Annotated in this window: 12 protein-coding genes and 4 pseudogenes; 5 read left to right on the forward strand and 11 right to left on the reverse strand. The window is 52.6% G+C overall.

Features of this window, described 5'->3' with window-relative positions; translation table 11 throughout:
* Positions 1–8: 8 nt before the first annotated feature.
* Positions 9–257, forward strand: a pseudogene (locus ACF8PE_RS06685) (IS1 family transposase); the annotation flags it as partial.
* Between the two features lie 14 nt (positions 258–271).
* Here ACF8PE_RS06685 and ACF8PE_RS06690 read toward each other — a convergent pair.
* The 4 genes and pseudogenes from ACF8PE_RS06690 to lacI all read right to left on the reverse strand — a co-directional run.
* Positions 272–412: pseudogene (locus ACF8PE_RS06690) on the reverse strand (maltose acetyltransferase domain-containing protein); the annotation flags it as partial.
* A gap of 65 nt (positions 413–477) precedes the next feature.
* Entirely contained in the window at positions 478–1,731 is a 1,254-nt protein-coding gene (gene lacY / locus ACF8PE_RS06695; protein ID WP_088221856.1) for a lactose permease, read from the reverse strand.
* 51 nt (positions 1,732–1,782) lie between these two features.
* Positions 1,783–4,857, reverse strand: a complete 3,075-nt coding sequence (gene lacZ / locus ACF8PE_RS06700) for a beta-galactosidase (protein ID WP_103181178.1) — start codon at positions 4,855–4,857, stop codon at positions 1,783–1,785.
* A gap of 121 nt (positions 4,858–4,978) precedes the next feature.
* On the reverse strand, positions 4,979–6,061 hold the full coding sequence (lacI, locus tag ACF8PE_RS06705; protein ID WP_016809493.1) for a DNA-binding transcriptional repressor LacI: 1,083 nt from the start codon (positions 6,059–6,061) through the stop codon (positions 4,979–4,981).
* A gap of 693 nt (positions 6,062–6,754) precedes the next feature.
* On the opposite strand from lacI, the gene ACF8PE_RS06710 reads away from it, so the two are divergent.
* On the forward strand, positions 6,755–7,300 hold the full coding sequence (locus tag ACF8PE_RS06710; RefSeq protein ID WP_103793519.1) for a hypothetical protein: 546 nt from the start codon (positions 6,755–6,757) through the stop codon (positions 7,298–7,300).
* Between the two features lie 46 nt (positions 7,301–7,346).
* Positions 7,347–7,841 carry a PBECR2 nuclease fold domain-containing protein gene (locus ACF8PE_RS06715; RefSeq protein WP_058663152.1) on the forward strand — a complete coding sequence of 165 codons (495 nt, stop codon included), beginning with the start codon at positions 7,347–7,349 and terminating at the stop codon, positions 7,839–7,841.
* A gap of 242 nt (positions 7,842–8,083) precedes the next feature.
* On the opposite strand, the gene ACF8PE_RS06720 is transcribed toward ACF8PE_RS06715, so the two are convergent.
* The 7 genes and pseudogenes from ACF8PE_RS06720 to ACF8PE_RS06750 all read right to left on the reverse strand — a co-directional run bounded on the left by ACF8PE_RS06720 (position 8,084) and on the right by ACF8PE_RS06750 (position 13,014).
* Positions 8,084–8,323 carry a hypothetical protein gene (locus tag ACF8PE_RS06720; RefSeq protein WP_103181176.1) on the reverse strand — a complete coding sequence of 80 codons (240 nt, stop codon included), beginning with the start codon at positions 8,321–8,323 and terminating at the stop codon, positions 8,084–8,086.
* Positions 8,324–8,361: 38 nt separating this feature from the next.
* Positions 8,362–8,886 carry a hypothetical protein gene (locus ACF8PE_RS06725; RefSeq protein ID WP_103181175.1) on the reverse strand — a complete coding sequence of 175 codons (525 nt, stop codon included), beginning with the start codon at positions 8,884–8,886 and terminating at the stop codon, positions 8,362–8,364.
* 20 nt (positions 8,887–8,906) lie between these two features.
* Positions 8,907–9,565 (reverse strand): annotated as a pseudogene (locus ACF8PE_RS06730) (transposase); the annotation flags it as partial.
* 270 nt (positions 9,566–9,835) lie between these two features.
* A pseudogene (locus ACF8PE_RS06735) lies at positions 9,836–10,603 on the reverse strand (tyrosine-type recombinase/integrase).
* Between the two features lie 418 nt (positions 10,604–11,021).
* Complete coding sequence (locus ACF8PE_RS06740; RefSeq protein ID WP_022652203.1) at positions 11,022–11,801, reverse strand: site-specific integrase; 780 nt, start codon at positions 11,799–11,801, stop codon at positions 11,022–11,024.
* Entirely contained in the window at positions 11,801–12,619 is an 819-nt protein-coding gene (locus ACF8PE_RS06745) for a hypothetical protein (protein WP_022652204.1), read from the reverse strand. Before ACF8PE_RS06745 ends, ACF8PE_RS06740 begins: the two co-directional genes overlap by 1 nt.
* A gap of 74 nt (positions 12,620–12,693) precedes the next feature.
* Positions 12,694–13,014: a hypothetical protein gene (locus ACF8PE_RS06750; RefSeq protein ID WP_022652205.1), complete on the reverse strand. Its 321-nt coding sequence runs from the start codon at positions 13,012–13,014 to the stop codon at positions 12,694–12,696.
* A 485-nt stretch (positions 13,015–13,499) separates the two neighbouring features.
* On the opposite strand from ACF8PE_RS06750, the gene pifC reads away from it, so the two are divergent.
* Both pifC and ACF8PE_RS06760 read left to right on the forward strand, forming a co-directional pair.
* Entirely contained in the window at positions 13,500–14,588 is a 1,089-nt protein-coding gene (gene pifC, locus ACF8PE_RS06755) for a transcriptional repressor PifC (RefSeq protein ID WP_392494699.1), read from the forward strand.
* On the forward strand, positions 14,588–16,801 hold the full coding sequence (locus ACF8PE_RS06760; protein ID WP_392494700.1) for a P-loop NTPase fold protein: 2,214 nt from the start codon (positions 14,588–14,590) through the stop codon (positions 16,799–16,801). Before pifC ends, ACF8PE_RS06760 begins: the two co-directional genes overlap by 1 nt.
* Positions 16,802–16,822: the final 21 nt, after the last annotated feature.

The following is a 16,822-nucleotide window of genomic DNA, read 5'->3' on the forward strand; positions in this document are numbered from 1 at the left end:
GACGATCCCTTATGAGCCTGCTGTCACCCTTTGACGTGGTGATATGGATGACGGATGGCTGGCCGCTGTATGAATCCCGCCTGAAGGGAAAGCTGCACGTAATCAGCAAGCGATATACGCAGCGAATTGAGCGGCATAACCTGAATCTGAGGCAGCACCTGGCACGGCTGGGACGGAAGTCGCTGTCGCTCTCAAAATCGGTGGAGCTGCATGACAAAGTCATCGGGCATTATCTGAACATAAAACACTATCAATAAGTTGGAGTCATTACCCTTTTTTCAACTTCTGATGGAAGCGAGTGATTGAACTCATACATTAATGTTTTCCCACGAAGTCTTTTTTCAGGTAAGCCTTCGCACATATCGGTAAATAGCTTGCCTGCTTTTATTTTTTCTGTCATCGACATGTTCATTTTTAACATTCCGTCCTGATAAGTTGGTCGGATAAGGCGCTCGCGCCGTATCCGACATTAATTTCTTAAGCGACTTCATTCACCTGGCGACGCAGCAGGGAAAGTGGGCCGGGGCCGCTAAGCGTGAACACGGAAATTAAGGTGAAGCCCAGCGCCACCAGACCCAGCACCAGGTAAGCGCCCTGGAAACCGATGCTTTCATACATATTGCCCGCCAGAATAGACATAAAAATCATCGCCAGTTGCTTAAAGAAGCAGAAACAGACCAGATAAATCGTCGCTGAAAAACGCACTTCAAACTGGCTGGTAATATATTTAAAGCAGCCCACCAGCAGGAACGGTACTTCAAACATATGCAGCGTTTTCAGAATAACCACTTCCAGTGCTGAGGTAGCGAACGATGAGCCAATAATACGTACTGACATAATAGTGCCTGCCAGCAGCAGGGCGTTTTTCCCACCGATGCGATTAATGATCAGCGGCGCAAAGAACATAATCGAGGCGTTAAGTAATTCGCCCATTGTCGTTACGTAGCCAAATACCCGCGTACCCTGTTCACCGTTGGCAAAAAAAGAAGTAAAGAAATTAGCAAACTGTTGGTCAAAAACATCGTAGGTGCAGGAGACGCCAATAACATACAGTGACAAAAACCACAGTTTTGGCTGTCTGAACAGTTCCAGCGCCAGCTTAAGGCTAAATGCCGAATGGTTGGCACCTACCGCATTGGCAACCGTGGCGGAAGAGGGCGCATCTGTTTTGGCGAAAAAGAGCAAAACGGCGAGGATGAATGCACAGCCAGAACCCAGCCAGAAAACAAACTGATTATTGATGGTAAACATGATGCCGACAATCGAGGCACACATCGCCCAGCCAACACAGCCAAACATCCGCGCGCGACCAAATTCGAAATTACTACGACGGCTGACTTTCTCGATAAATGCCTCTACTGCTGGCGCACCGGCGTTAAAACAAAAGCCAAGATAAATACCACCAACAATCGCTCCTACTAAAATGTTGTATTGTAACAGTGGCCCGAAGATAAAAATAAAGAACGGCGCAAACATCACTAACATGCCGGTAATAATCCACAGCAGGTATTTTCGCAGTCCGAGTTTGTCAGAAATCAGACCAAACAGCGGTTGGAATAATATCGAGAACAGAGAAATAGCGGCAAAAATAATACCCGTATCACTTTTGCTGATATGGTTGATGTCATGTAGCCAAATCGGGAAAAACGGGAAGTAGGCTCCCATGATAAAAAAGTAAAAGAAAAAGAATAAACCGAACATCCAAAAGTTTGTGTTTTTTAAATAGTACATAATGGATTTCCTTACGCAAAATACGGGCAGACATGGTCTGCCTGGTTATTATTATTTTTGACACCAGACCAACTGGTAATGGTAGCGACCGGCGCTCAGCTGGAATTCCACCGACACTGACGGGCTCCAGGAGTCGTCGCCACCAATTCCCATATGGAAACCGTCGATATTCAGCCATGTGCCTTCTTCCGCGTGCAGCAGATGGCGATGACTGGTTTCCATCAGTTGTTGTTGGCTGTAGTGGCTGATGTTGAACTGGAAGTCGCCGCGCCACTGGTGTGGGCCATAACTCAATTCGCGCGTCCCGCAGCGCAGACCGTTTTCGCTCGGGAAAACGTACGGAGTATACATGTCTGACAATGGCAAGTCCCAGCGGTCAAAACAGGCCGCAGTAAGACGGTCGGGATAATTTTCTTGCGGTCCTAATCCGAGCCAGTTTACTCGCTCTGCGACCTGCGCCAGCTGGCAGGTCAGGCCAATCCGCGCCGGATGCGGCGTATCGCTTGCCACTTCAGCATCAACGGTAATCGCCATTTGACCACTACCATCAATCCGGTAAGTTTTCCGGCTGATAAATAAGGTTTTCCCCTGATGCTGCCACGCGTGGGCGGTCGTAATCAGCACCGCGTCGGCAAGTGTATCTGCCGTGCACTGCAACAACGCTGCTTCGGCCTGGTAATGGCCCGCCGCCTTCCAGCGTTCGACCCAGGCGTTAGGGTCAATGCGGGTCGTTTCACTTACGCCAATGTCATTATCCAGCGGTGCACGGGTGAATTGATCGCGCAGCGGCGTCAGCAGTTGTTTTTCATCGCCGATCCACATTTGTGAAAGAAGACCTGACAACCGGTTAAATTGCCAACGCTTATTACCAAGTTCGATGCAAAAATCCGTTTCGCTGGTGGTCAGTTGCGGGATGGCGTGGGGCGCGGAGGGTTGTGTCACGCTGAGGTTTTCCGCCAGACGCCATTGCTGCCAGGCGCTGATGTGCCCGGCTGCTGACCATGTGGTCGCGTTCGGTTGCACTACGTGAACCGTTAGCCAGAGTTGCCCGGTGCTCTCCGGCTGCGGTAGTTCAGGCAGTTCAATCAACTGTTTTCCTTGTGGAGCGACATCCAGAGGCACTTCACCGCTTGTCAGCAGCTTGCCATCCAGCGCCACCATCCAGCGCAGGAGCTCGTTATCGCTATGACGGAACAGGTATTCGCTGGTCACTTCGATGGTTTGCCCGGATAAACGGAACTGGAAAAACTGCTGCTGGTGTTTTGCTTCTGTCAGCGCTGGATGCGGCGTGCGGTCTGCAAAGACCAGACCGTTCATGCAGAACTGGCGATCGTTCGGCGTATCGCCAAAATCACCGCCGTAAGCCGACCACGGGTTGCCGTTTTCATCATATTTAATCAGCGATTGATCGACCCAGTCCCAGACGAAGCCGCCCTGTAAACGGGGGTATTGACGAAACGCCTGCCAGTATTTAGCGAAGCCACCAAGACTGTTACCCATTGCGTGGGCATATTCGCAAAGGATCAGCGGACGCAGTTCTCCAGGCAGCGAAAGCCATTTTTTGATGGACCATTTCGGCACAGCCGGGAAGGGCTGGTCTTCATCCACACGCGCGTACATCGGGCAAATAATATCGGTTGCGGAGGTGTCGGCTCCGCCGCCTTCATACTGTACCGGGCGGGAAGGATCGACAGATTTAATCCAGCGATAGAGCGCATCGTGATTAGCACCGTGGCCTGATTCATTCCCCAGCGACCAGATGATCACACTCGGGTGATTACGATCGCGCTGCACCATTCGCGTTACGCGTTCGCTCATCGCGGGTAGCCAGAGCGGATCATCGGTCAGACGATTCATTGGCACCATGCCGTGGGTTTCAATATTGGCTTCATCCACCACGTACAGGCCGTAGCGGTCGCACAACGTGTACCACAGCGGATGATTCGGATAATGCGAACAGCGCACGGCGTTAAAGTTGTTCTGCTTCATCAGCAGGATATCCTGCACCATCGTCTGCTCATCCATGACCTGACCATGCAGAGGATGATGCTCGTGACGGTTAACACCGCGAATCAACAACGGCTTGCCGTTCAGCAGCAGCAGGCCATTTTCAATCCGCACCTCGCGGAAACCGACATCGCAGGCTTCTGCTTCAATCAGCATGCCGTCGGCGGTGTGCAGTTCAATCACCGCACGGTAGAGATTCGGGATTTCGGCGCTCCACAGCGCCGGGTTTTCGACGTTCAGACGTAGCGTGACGCGATTGGCATAACCGCCACGCTCATCGATAATTTCACCGCCGAAAGGCGCGGTGCCGCTGGCGACCTGTGTTTCACCCTGCCACAAAGAAACCGTCACCCTCAGCTCATCGCGCAGCACGCCGTACATCTGAACTTTTGCCTCCAGTACAGCGCGGCTGAAATTATCATTAAAGTGAGTAACAACATGGAAATCGCTGATTTGTGTGGTCGGTTTGTGCAGCAACGAGACGTCACGGAAAATGCCGCTCATCCGCCACATATCCTGATCTTCCAGATAATTGCCGTTACTCCAGCGCAGCACCATCACCGCGAGGCGGTTTTCTCCGGCGTGTAAAAATGCGCTCAGGTCAAATTCAGACGGCAAACGACTGTCCTGTCCGTAACCGACCCAGCGCCCGTTGCACCACAAATGAAACGCCGAGTTAACACCATCAAAAATAATTCGCGTCTGGCCTTCCTGTAGCCAGCTTTCATCAATATTAAATGTGAGCGAGTAACAACCCGTCGGATTCTCCGTGGGAACATACGGCGGATTGACCGCAATGGGATAGGTCACGTTGGTGTAGATAGGCGCATCGTAACCGTGCATCTGCCAGTTTGAGGGGACGATGACAGTATCGGCGTCAGGAAGATCGCGCTCCAGCCAGCTTTCTGGTACCGCTTCTGGTGCCGGGAACCAGGCAAAGCGCCATTCACCATTCAGGCTGCGCGACTCTTGGGAAGGGCGATCGGTGCGAGCCTCTTCGCTATTACGCCAGCTGGCGAAAGGGGGATGTGCCGCAAGGCGATTAAGTTGGGTAACGCCAGGGTTTTCCCAGTCACGACGTTGTAATACGACGGCCAGTGAATCCGTAATCATTGTCATAGTTGTATCCTGTGTGAATTGTTATCCGCTCACATTTTCGCATAACATACGAGCCGGACACATAGAGTGTAAAGCCTGGGGTGCCTAATGAGTGAGCTGACTCACATTAATTGCGTTGCGCTCACTGCCCGCTTTCAAGTCGGGAAACTTGTCGTGCCAGCTGCATTAAGGAATCTGCCAACGTGCGGGGAGAGGTGGTTTGCGTATTGGGCGGTAGGGTGGTTTTTCTTTTCACCAGTGAGACGGGCAACAGCTGATTGCTCTTCACCGCCTGGCCCTGAGAGAGTTTCAGCAAGCGGTCCACGCTAGTTTTCCCCAGCAGGCGAAAATCCTGTTTGATGGTGGTTAACGGCGGGATATAACACGAGCTGTCTTCGGTATCGTCGTATCCCACTACCGAGATATCCGCACCAACGCGCAGCCCGGACTCGGTAATAGCGCGCATTGCGCCCAGCGCCATCTGATCGTTGGCAACCAGCATCGCAGTGGGAACGATGCCCTCATTCAGCATTTGCATAGTTTGTTGAAAACCGGACATGGCACTCCAGTCGCCTTCCCGTTCCGCTATCGGATGAATTTGATTGCGTGTGAGATATTTATGCCAGTCCGCCAGACGCAGACGCGCCGAGACAGAACTTAATGGACCGGCTAACAACGCGATTTGCTGGTGACCCAATGCGATCAGATGCTCCACACCCAGTCGCGTACCGTCTTCATGGGAAAAAATAATACTGTTGATGGGAGTCTGGTCAGAGACATCAAGAAATAGGGCCGGAACATTAGCGCAGGCAGCTTCCACAGCAATGGCATCCTCGTCATCCAGCGGATAGTTAATGATCAGACCACTGACGCGTTGCGCGAGAAGGTTATGTACCGCCGCTTTACAGGCTTCGACGCTGCTTCGTTCTACCATCGACACCACCACGCTGGCACCCAGTTGATCGGCGCGAGATTTAATCGCCGCGACAATTTGCGACGGCGCGTGCAGGGCCAGACTGGAGGTAGCAACGCCAATCAGCAACGACTGTTTGCCCGCCAGTTGTTGTGCCACGCGGTTGGGAATGTAGTTCAGCTGCGCCATCGCCGCTTCCACCTTTTCCCGCGTTTTCGCAGAGACGTGGCTGGCCTGGTTCATCACGCGGGAAACGGTCTGATAAGAGACACCGGCATACTCTGCGACATCGTATAGCGTTACTGGTTTCACATTTACCACCCTGAATTGACTCTCTTCGGGTGCTATCATGCCATACCACGAAATGTTTTGCGCCATTCGGAGGGGGCACGCCGAAGTGAGATTCAAAATGCCGACGTCAGTTTACAGGTGGGTAATGATACCAACGTGTTGATTTCGTATTTTCACTGACACCAGGATCATCCTGATGTTACAAGGATTGAATGACCACTACAAAAGCACTTCGCCGGGCTCATGAGGACATGGAAAATAAAAATGTGAACGGGAAAATTGTTTTTTCAGGGTTCTGATGAACAGGCCTGTCAGAGTAAAAAAAGATTCGGGTTCAGCACAATGCTGAATTCTGTCTGGCTATAGAGTAAGAATCGTACCGGAATTGAGCATTTACCCTCAGTACCTGCGGATGAAAAAGCAGTCTGCCCTGACATACTGAACAATCCCTTCTCATAAGATGCCTCTCTTTTGCTGTTTAAAGAGCTGAGCAGTCCGGGCGGAGACTGACCTCGTTCCGCTTTCCAAGCGACCCCCTTGTTGAAAGTGCGACAAAAGAGATAGGGCGAATGACTATACTTCGCTCATAGCTGCCCGTCATGCCAGCTCAAAAAATAGGCTTAACGTAGGATATTTTCCGTTTTCCAAGCGGCCCCCTTTTACCCCCTGCACAGTGCAAACACGACCAAAGGGTTTATTGAAGGAGTTGGGATCGTGGCCGTTGCCCGGACGGAGGCCGAGGCCATTCGCCTAATCCTGCCCCGTCCGGAAAACCATCCCGCCGCAAAAAGAAGTCAAGAGGAGAGCCGTGGAAAGCGATCGCCACCTTCCTGGCGGCTGGCCAACCGCCAGGAAGCGCACAACCTGATGACAGAATATGACATGGACCGCCGCGGGCGTGAAAAAAGTCTGTGGGAGGAAGCACTGGAAGTTATCAAAACCACAACCATGGCAGAACTTACCTTACGCTATATCACGCTCAACAAACCTGAGACTGATGAAACAGCCGCACCGGAAGCGATGATACCTACAGATGCAATTCTGCGTAATATTAGCCTTCCGGAGATAGCGGCCAGGACATCGCTCAAACAACAATTATTCGAACCCAGCAGGGCTCCGCCTCAGTTAAGTGGCCGAATCTTTCTCGTTGATAAAAAAAGGCCGCTTGCGCGGCCTTTTTTCTTTAATTATCTTATGCCTGCTTCTGCCTTGCCTTCGGTGTTATTCGGTCTGCCTGTTCTGGCGACCCGGGAAGTGTAATGATATCCTGCTCATCTGCGTATAAATGGCGGATTTAACAATAAGAATGGCTAAAGCTCTCAATGGATTACCAACCTTTAAAGATTTGGACCTGAAAGACCTCAGGAACCTTGAAGCTGAAGAACGTCGTGATCAACCAGAAGAGATCGTCGCAGGGAGTACAGCTGAAGAAGCCCTGGCGTTCCTGGAAGCACATATGGGTTTCAGCTCGCCAGAAATGTCTGCAGTTATTAAGGCAACGCATATAGGAAACATGTGTATTGTACGCGATAAGCTTGCCCACATTGTGGAGAAGCGCGTAGACGCACGTGAACGTTACGTAAAGCTGGCACTCGACACACTTGAGCATCCCTACGAGATATGGGAAACAATGTATGACGATGAAATGGTGCGTTATATCTTTATCGGCACATACAAGCAGAGGCAGCAAATGCTGGTAGTTGTTGCACCCTGGGATGGAAAGGTTCTCTGGAACTTTATGCACACAGAAGCAAAGGGGCTGAACAAACACCGCAGAGGGAAGTTGCTGTATTGCAGATAACAAAAAGCCGCAATGATGAACACTGCGGCTAATAATGTTGTCTTTTTATATTAAACACCTTCAGACTAAAGGTGCTGAGGTCTCACCCAGGCACAGAAGTTAGGGCTTCTATGGGGTTCATCCACCAACTATTGCACCCTAATGCAGTTGGCTTCCCGCTCAAAAATAATATTACGCTAATATAAGTTAGTGTCAACCATGATGAATGGCTTGCGTAAAGAGGTTTAGTGCGCCTGCTCATGCTAACGCGGAGAAGGTGGCTTCCAGTCGTTACGTGGCTCATGTGAGATGTATGCCGGTGTATTCTGCTCCGCCTCTGCGTTACGGAAAAACGCTTCGCACTGCTCACGCATTCTGTCCACATCCGGTCGGCTGATACGGACCTGATCCTCTTCTCCCGCACGGTACACATTATACCAGCCCACCATCTCAGCAAGCGCCTGGTTAAACTGTATGTCATTCCCTTCCGGAGCAAAGCCCATCTTCGGGTCCCTGGCGAAAAGCACAGGGGATACCCGGTTTAGCTCACGCTGAAGGGACGCAAAATCACTGCCGTTTCTGAACACCACCCGATCGCCGTAATCGGTACAGACGTGCTGCCCGGTACCGCATAGCTCCACAGGCTTTCTTTGTCGGAGAAAATCTCACGTTTAAGCGCGCCCTGCGGACCCGAACCGGTGCGCAGTTTTGCCCATTCCCGATCGCTGACCGGGCGGGCTTTCAGTCCTCCGCCGGCAAAACGTTCCGCCGGAGGGACCTGGCGGAAAATGTCATGAGGAACAGGCTGCCACCCACCTTCATAGCTGTTCATGACCGCTTTCGTCAGGGCTGGCCAGACACGTTCAGCGCGTACGGGCGTACGCGTCTGATCGTAACCGTCACAGATAACAAGGCAGTCATGCTGCTCTTTCAGGTACAGACCGGAATGTGCCAGAAGCGTATGAACAGCCTGCATGGTGCGTTGCGCCGGGTCCTGATAAAGTGCGATAAGTGGCGCGCGCAGACGGGAGACAGCGTACTCATTCAGCGTCTCCGTTTCGGTCATGCGTCCAGGGCGGGACAGCATGGTAACGGTACGGCGAACTGTCGCTCAAGATGATTCGGGATAGCAACGTGCTCATGACCGCCACGCTTATACCGGTGAGTCGGCTGCTGGCAACTGACCAGCCCCAGCTCTTTCATGAGTCTGCCAGCAAGCCAGCGCCCCATCTGGTAGCCTCTCTGGGTTGCCATTGTGGCGATGCTTCTTGCTCCGGCAGAGCCGTGGCTGATGCCATGCAGTTCAAGTACCTGGCTGCGTAATACAGCCCGTCTGCCGTCTGGCTTTTCAGGACGGTTTTTCCAGTATTTGTAGCTGCTGCGATGGACCCCGAACACATGGCAGAGAGTGGCCACAGGATAACGCGCCCTGAGTTTCCCGATTATCGAGAACTGTTCAGGGAGTCTGACATCAAGAGCGCGGTAGCCTTTTTTAATATTTCATTTTCCATTTCAATACGTTGTAGCTTTTTCCTGAGCTCACGGATTTCAATTTGTTCCGGGGTAATGGGGGAGGCTTTTGGTGTTTTTCCCTGCCGCTCATCACGTAATTGTTTCACCCATCGCGTCATTGTGGAAAGGCCGACATCCATAGCGCTGGCTGCATCTGCCACGGTGTAATTCTGGTCAACGACCAGTTGAGCGGATTCGCGTTTAAACTCTGCGCTGAAATTTCTTTTTTTCATTATGGCACCTGTGTTGTTCTGAGGTGAGCATATCACCTCTGTTCAGGTGGCCAAATTCAGTAAACCACTTCAATTCTGAGGGCTTTACGCCGTTTAAATGAGCCGAGTTTTATGAACGCAGCGATATCTTATCTGTGATCAAGTTATGAAAGTAACCGCCTGTTATGAATGCTCCCGCCCATTTATGATAGTGACCGCTTTCCGTTGGATGTTAGTTATCTACACGAAACAGATATTAAGTTAGCTAAGCCATTTTTATCGTGAACAGGGCTAACGATTGCCGCGCAGAAGCTGCAGCGCATCCTGCGTATCGAGTGAGAACCGGACCTGCTGACTGGCGGCCACATCGAGCGCAAATATCTTTGTGTACACTTCCGTTGATTCAAACTTCTTGTGCCCCATCAGGACCTGCAGAACCTTCGGGTGAACATGGCCATATAAAAGGTGCATTGCGAAGCTGTGTCTGAACGTATGCGGGCTGACCGGAATACTGAATCACACGCCGTCCCGTTCCGCTGCGTCGACGGCACGCTCAAGCCAGTTGCGTACTGTCCGGTCGGTAACTCCCCAGACCGGCATGGCCCGATGTTCACCTATTAGCTTGTCGTCCTCGAATCTTTCCCGCGTGCTCGCAAATAGCCGACGCATTTCATCCACGTATCCGGGGTCTGACAGCGGGATCACCCGGTTCGCACTTTATTCCTTTTTCGGGCGACCGCCAGCTGTGCGGCGTTGTTTGGCCGTACGGACCACCACGTGCGGGATCTAATCATTGAGGTGAAAGTCCCTTCTTCTGAGTGCCAGTGTTTCGTTGAGGCGTGCGCCGGTGTTCCACAGCGTGTTAATAAAGGCGTGTTGATTCCAGTCGGGTAAGTAATGCAGCAGACCAGCCACTTCCGGTGCCAGAAGGTATTTAGGCATCTCGTTATAGTGCCTGGCCATTTCCCGCAGCGAGAGAGCCCGGCCGTAGTCAAACGGTGCAGAAGTGGCAGTCACCTGCAGGGCAGGGGAGTGATGAACAAAAGCGGGCAGATTCATAACGCACCTGGCGATAAGGATGCGCTACGCAAAATCTGGCCCGATAACCCCCGTTAACCGTGTCATTTTTCACCTAGCGCAATCTGGTGAAGTTCTGGTTCCATTTTCGCCGCTGCCGGCGTCGGAAACTACGGAAAAAACCCGCAGAGCCGGGATCTTACATTTTCCTGTTTCTGGAAATATACCATAAAAAGGAAAGAGATAATTTAGCAGGCTGATCAGAGAAGGATCCAAAATGGATCCTTTTTCCTTGGATGATGTGGTGATCGGGTGGTGGTAAGGCCCATATGATGTGTTCTGTGACAAACTGCCCCCGGTGAGGCAGCGCTTCCTGAAAATACAGAAACCGGAAAGGGCAGTAAATCAGGGTAAGGCGAGACAAGCCCGCCGGGAGTATCAGTTAGGTAGTGATGCTGTCTTACCCATTTCCTTTCAGCATCGCGACCGCCTCCGCCCCCGGCATCTGGAACTGTACCCTGTGACGTGCCGCAACATCGAGCGCAAACACCTTAGTGTAGACTTCTGTCGAGCTGATCGATTTATGGCCCATCAGACTCTGCAGCACTTTCAGCGGAATGCCGGCGTACAGCATGTGCATCGCGTAGCTGTGGCGGAATGTGTGCGGCGTCACCGGCACCGAAAACGTCACGCTGTCAGCCGCCGCGGTATCGACCGCTTCGTTGAGCCAGGTCCGGACCGTCCGGTCGGTGATCTCCCAGATACGGGCTCTTTCTGTTCTGCCGGTTCGTTTGTTTCGGCGCTCCAGCGGAATTTTCAGCGTGGCCACCATCATCTCCAGCTGGCTGACGTAACTGTGATCGGAAAGCGGAACCAGACGATGTGGCTGACTACCTGCAGGCGTACGACCGGCCGTTCTGGCCGCTTTCTCCGCGCGCTGCTTGAGGGTGGCCAGCTGCACGAACGGGTAGGGTGGCTGCAGTGAAAAATCACTCCGGGTCAGGGCCAGGGCTTCATTTATACGCGCGCCCGTGTTCCACAGCGTCGCCAGCAGCATCTTGCGGTGCAGATCAGGCACATAGTGGAGCAGGGCACTCACTTCCGGTGCCAGCAGGTATTTCGGCAGTTCATCCTGGACCAGAGCCATCTGTCGCAGCGCCAGCGCCGCCGGATAGTCGATGGACACAGGAAACTGAGCTACCGTTCCCGGCTGCTGCCCCAGGGTAACGAGTCCGGTCATCAGGATGACTCTCCGGCTGGAGGTATATTCAGTGCCGATGCGATGATTTCCCGGTTTTCTTCATTACGCCAGTTTCCAAAATAGTCCACTTCCAGACGCAGGGACTGATGTGCGGCCTCTATAAGGTCAGTCACTCTCTGAAGGGCATTCCGCAATTGCAGCGATGATATCTTTCTTGGCACATCATGTTCGTCCACACCGTTACGGTGTACCAGGTCATTTCGCCAGTCAGCGATGATACCCAGCGGCTCAGTTGGCCAGACGGGCGGGATATGGAGCACGGTCCCGAAATAGCGCTCAATGGTTTTCACGTTATGAAACGTCATACTCGCAACAACATTCCTTGCAACAGGGCGGAACTTGGAAAGTGGCATCTCACGGGCAGCCTGCTTCACTTTTTTGTCTGCCCTGGCAAAAGGCAAGTAAAACTCTTCGAAGTATCTTTTGAGCGGCCAGTCATGCTCCAGCATTGCCCTCGCACAGTACATCAGGTATGCCTCCATAACCGTCACGGCATGAACGAAAGACATTCTGTATACCAGTTCAGGCTGCTCTGCATCGAGCAGGGCATACAGCTTCGTCAGTTCCTGACGGGCGTGCAGGTAACGCTGATGAACGTTGTTCAGGGAAGCCTCAAACAACCCGTGTTCATGATCCCACTGAGCCTGATCGGCCAGCGCCTCCTGCTCCCAGCAGTACAGGTTCGCGGCGTGCTCCCATTCTTCTGAACCGGGGACCACATCCGGATGATTCTCCTCAAGCCATTTATCAAATCGTTCAGCTTCAATATCCAGCAACTGGTCTTTCACGCTTCCCATAACACCTGCACCTCTCTGTGTGGTCCTCTAAATGAGAAATCCCGCCTGTTCACAGCTTTCCTTACGGCCTGCTGCTATAAAAGATCCATATACCATGCCGCTTCATCAGGGCAGCTCAAATCGAGCTCAAACGCTCCTTCAGGAAGCGTACGGGATTTATAACCGCCGTCAGAATACTGAAAGGCCCACTCTTTCATATCCGGAGCATCGAGGCGGCTGGCCATTTCCTCGTATATCCCATTCTCCTCATCGAGAAGCACAAGAAGAGTTTCCCCCTGCGTATTTATCGTACGGTATAGCCATACTTTCTGGCAGCCATAACCTGAAAGCATTTCCAGAATTGAAGAAGGTGAAACGCTGTTGCCCTGATTGATGTATGTCGTTGTGTTACTCATAATTGATTTCCTTATCGTAAGCTTTCTACTAATTACTGTATTTATCATCATCTGCGTAACATTCCATTGTCCGCCTAAAATGATTAGCAAGATAACAGTACCATCCCGCAATTACCGGATGCACCAATCCCGAAATTCCGAAAAATCGATAATAGCAGGGTTTCCGGAAGCGAGAAGGAAAGCTGTATCAGTACAGCCCCGACAGGCGGGTCAGGAATTGGGAGGGAGGAGTGTTACTAACTTATTATAATATAGCACATATTTAATCTTTTTTTCAAAAATATGCGCAGAAAATCGCCGTGATCCGGGACTCAGGGTTTTCGGATCTGCGGTGAAAAGGCGTAAGCACCTAAGAATTGCATTCATCAGGTTGACATCATGTCATTAAATTGACCTCTGAATTATTAAATGATTTACTTCATCCATGTTCATTTCATTCACTGAAACTGTATTCATTGAATACAGACATTCTGACAGGAGTTCCCATGCTGAGTCAGCTGACCCTGCGCTTTCACAAGAAACTGATCGAGGCGCTGAAGGTGCGCGCCGGTCGTGAGAACACGTCGGTCAATGCCCTGGCCGAACGCTTCCTCGATGATGGCCTGAAAACGGCTGCCACCGGCGACGGGTATTTTCAGCTGATCGCCGATCCGGAGGCCACGGTCCGGCAGCTGTACCGGCATATCATTCTCGGCCAGACCTTCGGCACGGCCCCTGTCTCACGGGATGAGCTGCGCTTCATCCTGGTTCATGCCCGGGAGGCCTTCCTCCGCGGCCAGAACAGGCTGGCCACCCTCCCGGCCCTGGGCACCCTGCTCGACATCACCCGCGATCTGCTGGCCTGGCAGGTGGAGCACGACCATCCGATGGATGGCCCCTGGCTGAAGGGGATCTTCCGCCTGGCCGGGGAGAACAGGACGGAGGAATTTGACGCCTTCCGGTCGGCGCTGCGCCCGGTTGTGGATCAGATGTATGCCGGGCACCTCCTGCGCCCGCTGGATAGTGACTGCTTTGGTCTGGCGGAGGTGCCGGACGCGGTCCTGGCGGAAATCTTTACCCTGCCGCGGCTGAAGGCCATTTTTCCCTTGGTTCTGCGGGGGCTGGCCTGGACAGAAGGGAAGGCCACCGCGCTGGCACAGGATCTGCACCCGGCGATCCCGGCCGTGACGGAAACCATCGAAGCCGGCACGCTGCGCCTTCAGATCCGCACCGACGGCCAGCATCCCGGCGAGCGTCCGGGCGCCTGGTACAGTCCCCCACGCCTGCACCTGCTGATCACCGGCCAGGACTTTGTGGTGCCGTACGGCTGGGAAGTGTTCTCCGAACTGCTGGGTCTGTTCACGCTGTACGCCCGTCATCCTGAAGCTCTGGCACACGGCCATCAGGGGGAACGCGTGATGTTCTCTCCCCCGGGACACGTATCAAAAGAAGGATTTTTCGGCATCGACGGGCTGCGGATTTTTATGCCGGCAGAAGCCTTTGAGACCCTGGTCCGGGAACTCAGCATGCGATGTGCAGAAGGCACGCTGGCGGAGACCGTGACCGGACTGCGCTGCCTGTACGGAGACATCTGATGAACCAGACGTCAGCACTGTCGCCAGGTACCCGCCTGGGCCAGCCAATCACAAGACCTGAGGATGATCGCTACAGTGCGAATGAAGTGGCCAGACACCTTGCCCGGTCTGTCTGGCGTCTTGGCCGGGAAGGCAGTGCGGTGATTGGTATTGAAGCCCCCTGGGGAGCTGGAAAATCAAGTCTCCTGAACCTGCTGGAACAGCAGCTGCAGACTTCCCGCGGAGATAAGGATCACATCATCACTTTGTCGCCCTGGTTAAATGGCGACAGCTTCAGTCCGGTTGGTTCGCTGCTGCTTCCCGTGGCGGCCATTGTTGAACAGTATGAGTCCGAAAAACACCAGAAACGGAAAAAGATCACAGCGACCACACTGACCATTTTCCAGTACATCCAGGCCACTTCGCGTCTGGTATCACCCGTTGCGGAGCTGGCTGCACTAATTCCCGGAGTACCTGACATCAGCGCCTATACCCGTGCACTAGGCAAACTCAATTTGTCGGGCAGAAAGCCTACAGCCGCCGAACTGCGCAGCCGTATCGCTCGCAGAATGGAAGAGCTGGATCTGAGCTTTGTGATACTGATCGATGATCTTGACAGACTTGAACCCCTTCAGGCGGCAGAAGTGATCAGGGTGGTGAAATCTGTTGCTGACTTTCCACGTTTTCGCTACGTCCTGAGTTATGACAGGGACATTCTGGCCAGCGCGCTCAGCACAGCTCTTAAGGTGGGGGATGGGCTGGCCTATCTGCAGAAAATCATTCAGCTGCCGTTCAGTCTGCCCCGTCCGGAAACCTTCCGGCTTCAGGAAACGTTTATTCAGAGCGCTGTCGCCGTCTACTTCCAAGTCAATGGTGATGAGCCGGATGAAAAAACACACGCAGGGATCATTGCTGCTGCAAGTGTTTACGGCGTATTTTTGTCCACTCCCCGCATGGTGGATCTGACGATCGATGCTCTTCGCTTTCGTTACCCGGATGTAAGGGATTACGTCTGGTTTCCTGATTTGTGCCTCCTGCAACTTATCAGGGTCACTAATGCCCGTTTACATGACTGGACAGAACACTATCTCAGTGAGTATGCCGTCGTCGTTACCCGACAGGGCCGCATGAGTGAAGAAGAGGCATTAAAGATGAGCGTAGCACTGCAGGAATGTCTGGATCTGTATGGTACGACAAGGGCTTCCTCTCCCTGGGAACTCAAAAAATGGCTGCCAGGAATACAGGGAAGTAAAAACCAGATACTGTTGTTTGAAACCGGAGATGGCGCAGCCCGGGAGGACATGGCTGACCAGAAAAGACTGGGGTCTCATCTGCACTGGCGCTACTACTTTGCATTTTCAGCCCCACAGAATGTGTTACCTCCTGCATATCTGGACGGGCTGCTGCAGCGCTTCGCTGTGCCTGAGGAATTTACGACTCTGGCAACTGAAATGCTGAGCCAGATTAAAGAAATCAGCATCAGCTCGTTCACCTGGTATGAGCATATCCTGAGTGAGCTGACGGCCGGCCGGATAAACAGTCTGAGCTATGAATCGTGTTCGGGATTATTGAACTATTTCTTTAACTATAACGATGATGCTATCCGACGTTTTCAAATTCTGGGGCGATGGCTCGATCGCCACGACACACCGGGAAAAGCCGTGGTTTGCGATCTGCTTCGACGGATGCTGAAATTACGGCGAAGGCAGTCCCTGGCACAACTTCACAGGCTGTTTTGTTGCGGGCAGTCATGGTCATGGCTCGCTCAGTTTATGAGGGATTTGCTCTGGGGTCACGGTATGAGAGGGGGCCGAGCCTGGCCTGCAGATGATCAGTTACTGACAGTACAGGAACTGGACGTCATGCGGATGCTACTGAGCAGCAGAATGAGCAGCGCAGCCCGAAAAAACCAGCTATTTATGTGTAATGACCTTGGCGGTTATCTGTATGCCTGGGGAGAGATTGATTCGCCGGAGACGGTAAAATCCTGGATCCGGTCAGTTGTCGCTAAAGATGATGGCTTTCTGAATCTACTCCTTATCATACGGGGAGAAGCTTACAATAGTGTTCGCGGCCCATATCTATCTCTCGATCTTGAAAGACTCAGTGATCTGCTAGGTAGTTCTGAAATCATTCTTCAACGCCTTGAAAAATTGCAAGAGGAACAATTCCTGCCAGAACTGACTGACGACATTATGAATTCCGTCAGATTGTCCCGCGGCTGGGAGCGCTGATACCGTATGAATAGCCACGGG

It is taken from the genome of Leclercia sp. GLN_9 (assembly GCF_043105735.1).
Lineage (GTDB): Bacteria > Pseudomonadota > Gammaproteobacteria > Enterobacterales > Enterobacteriaceae > Enterobacter > Enterobacter adecarboxylatus.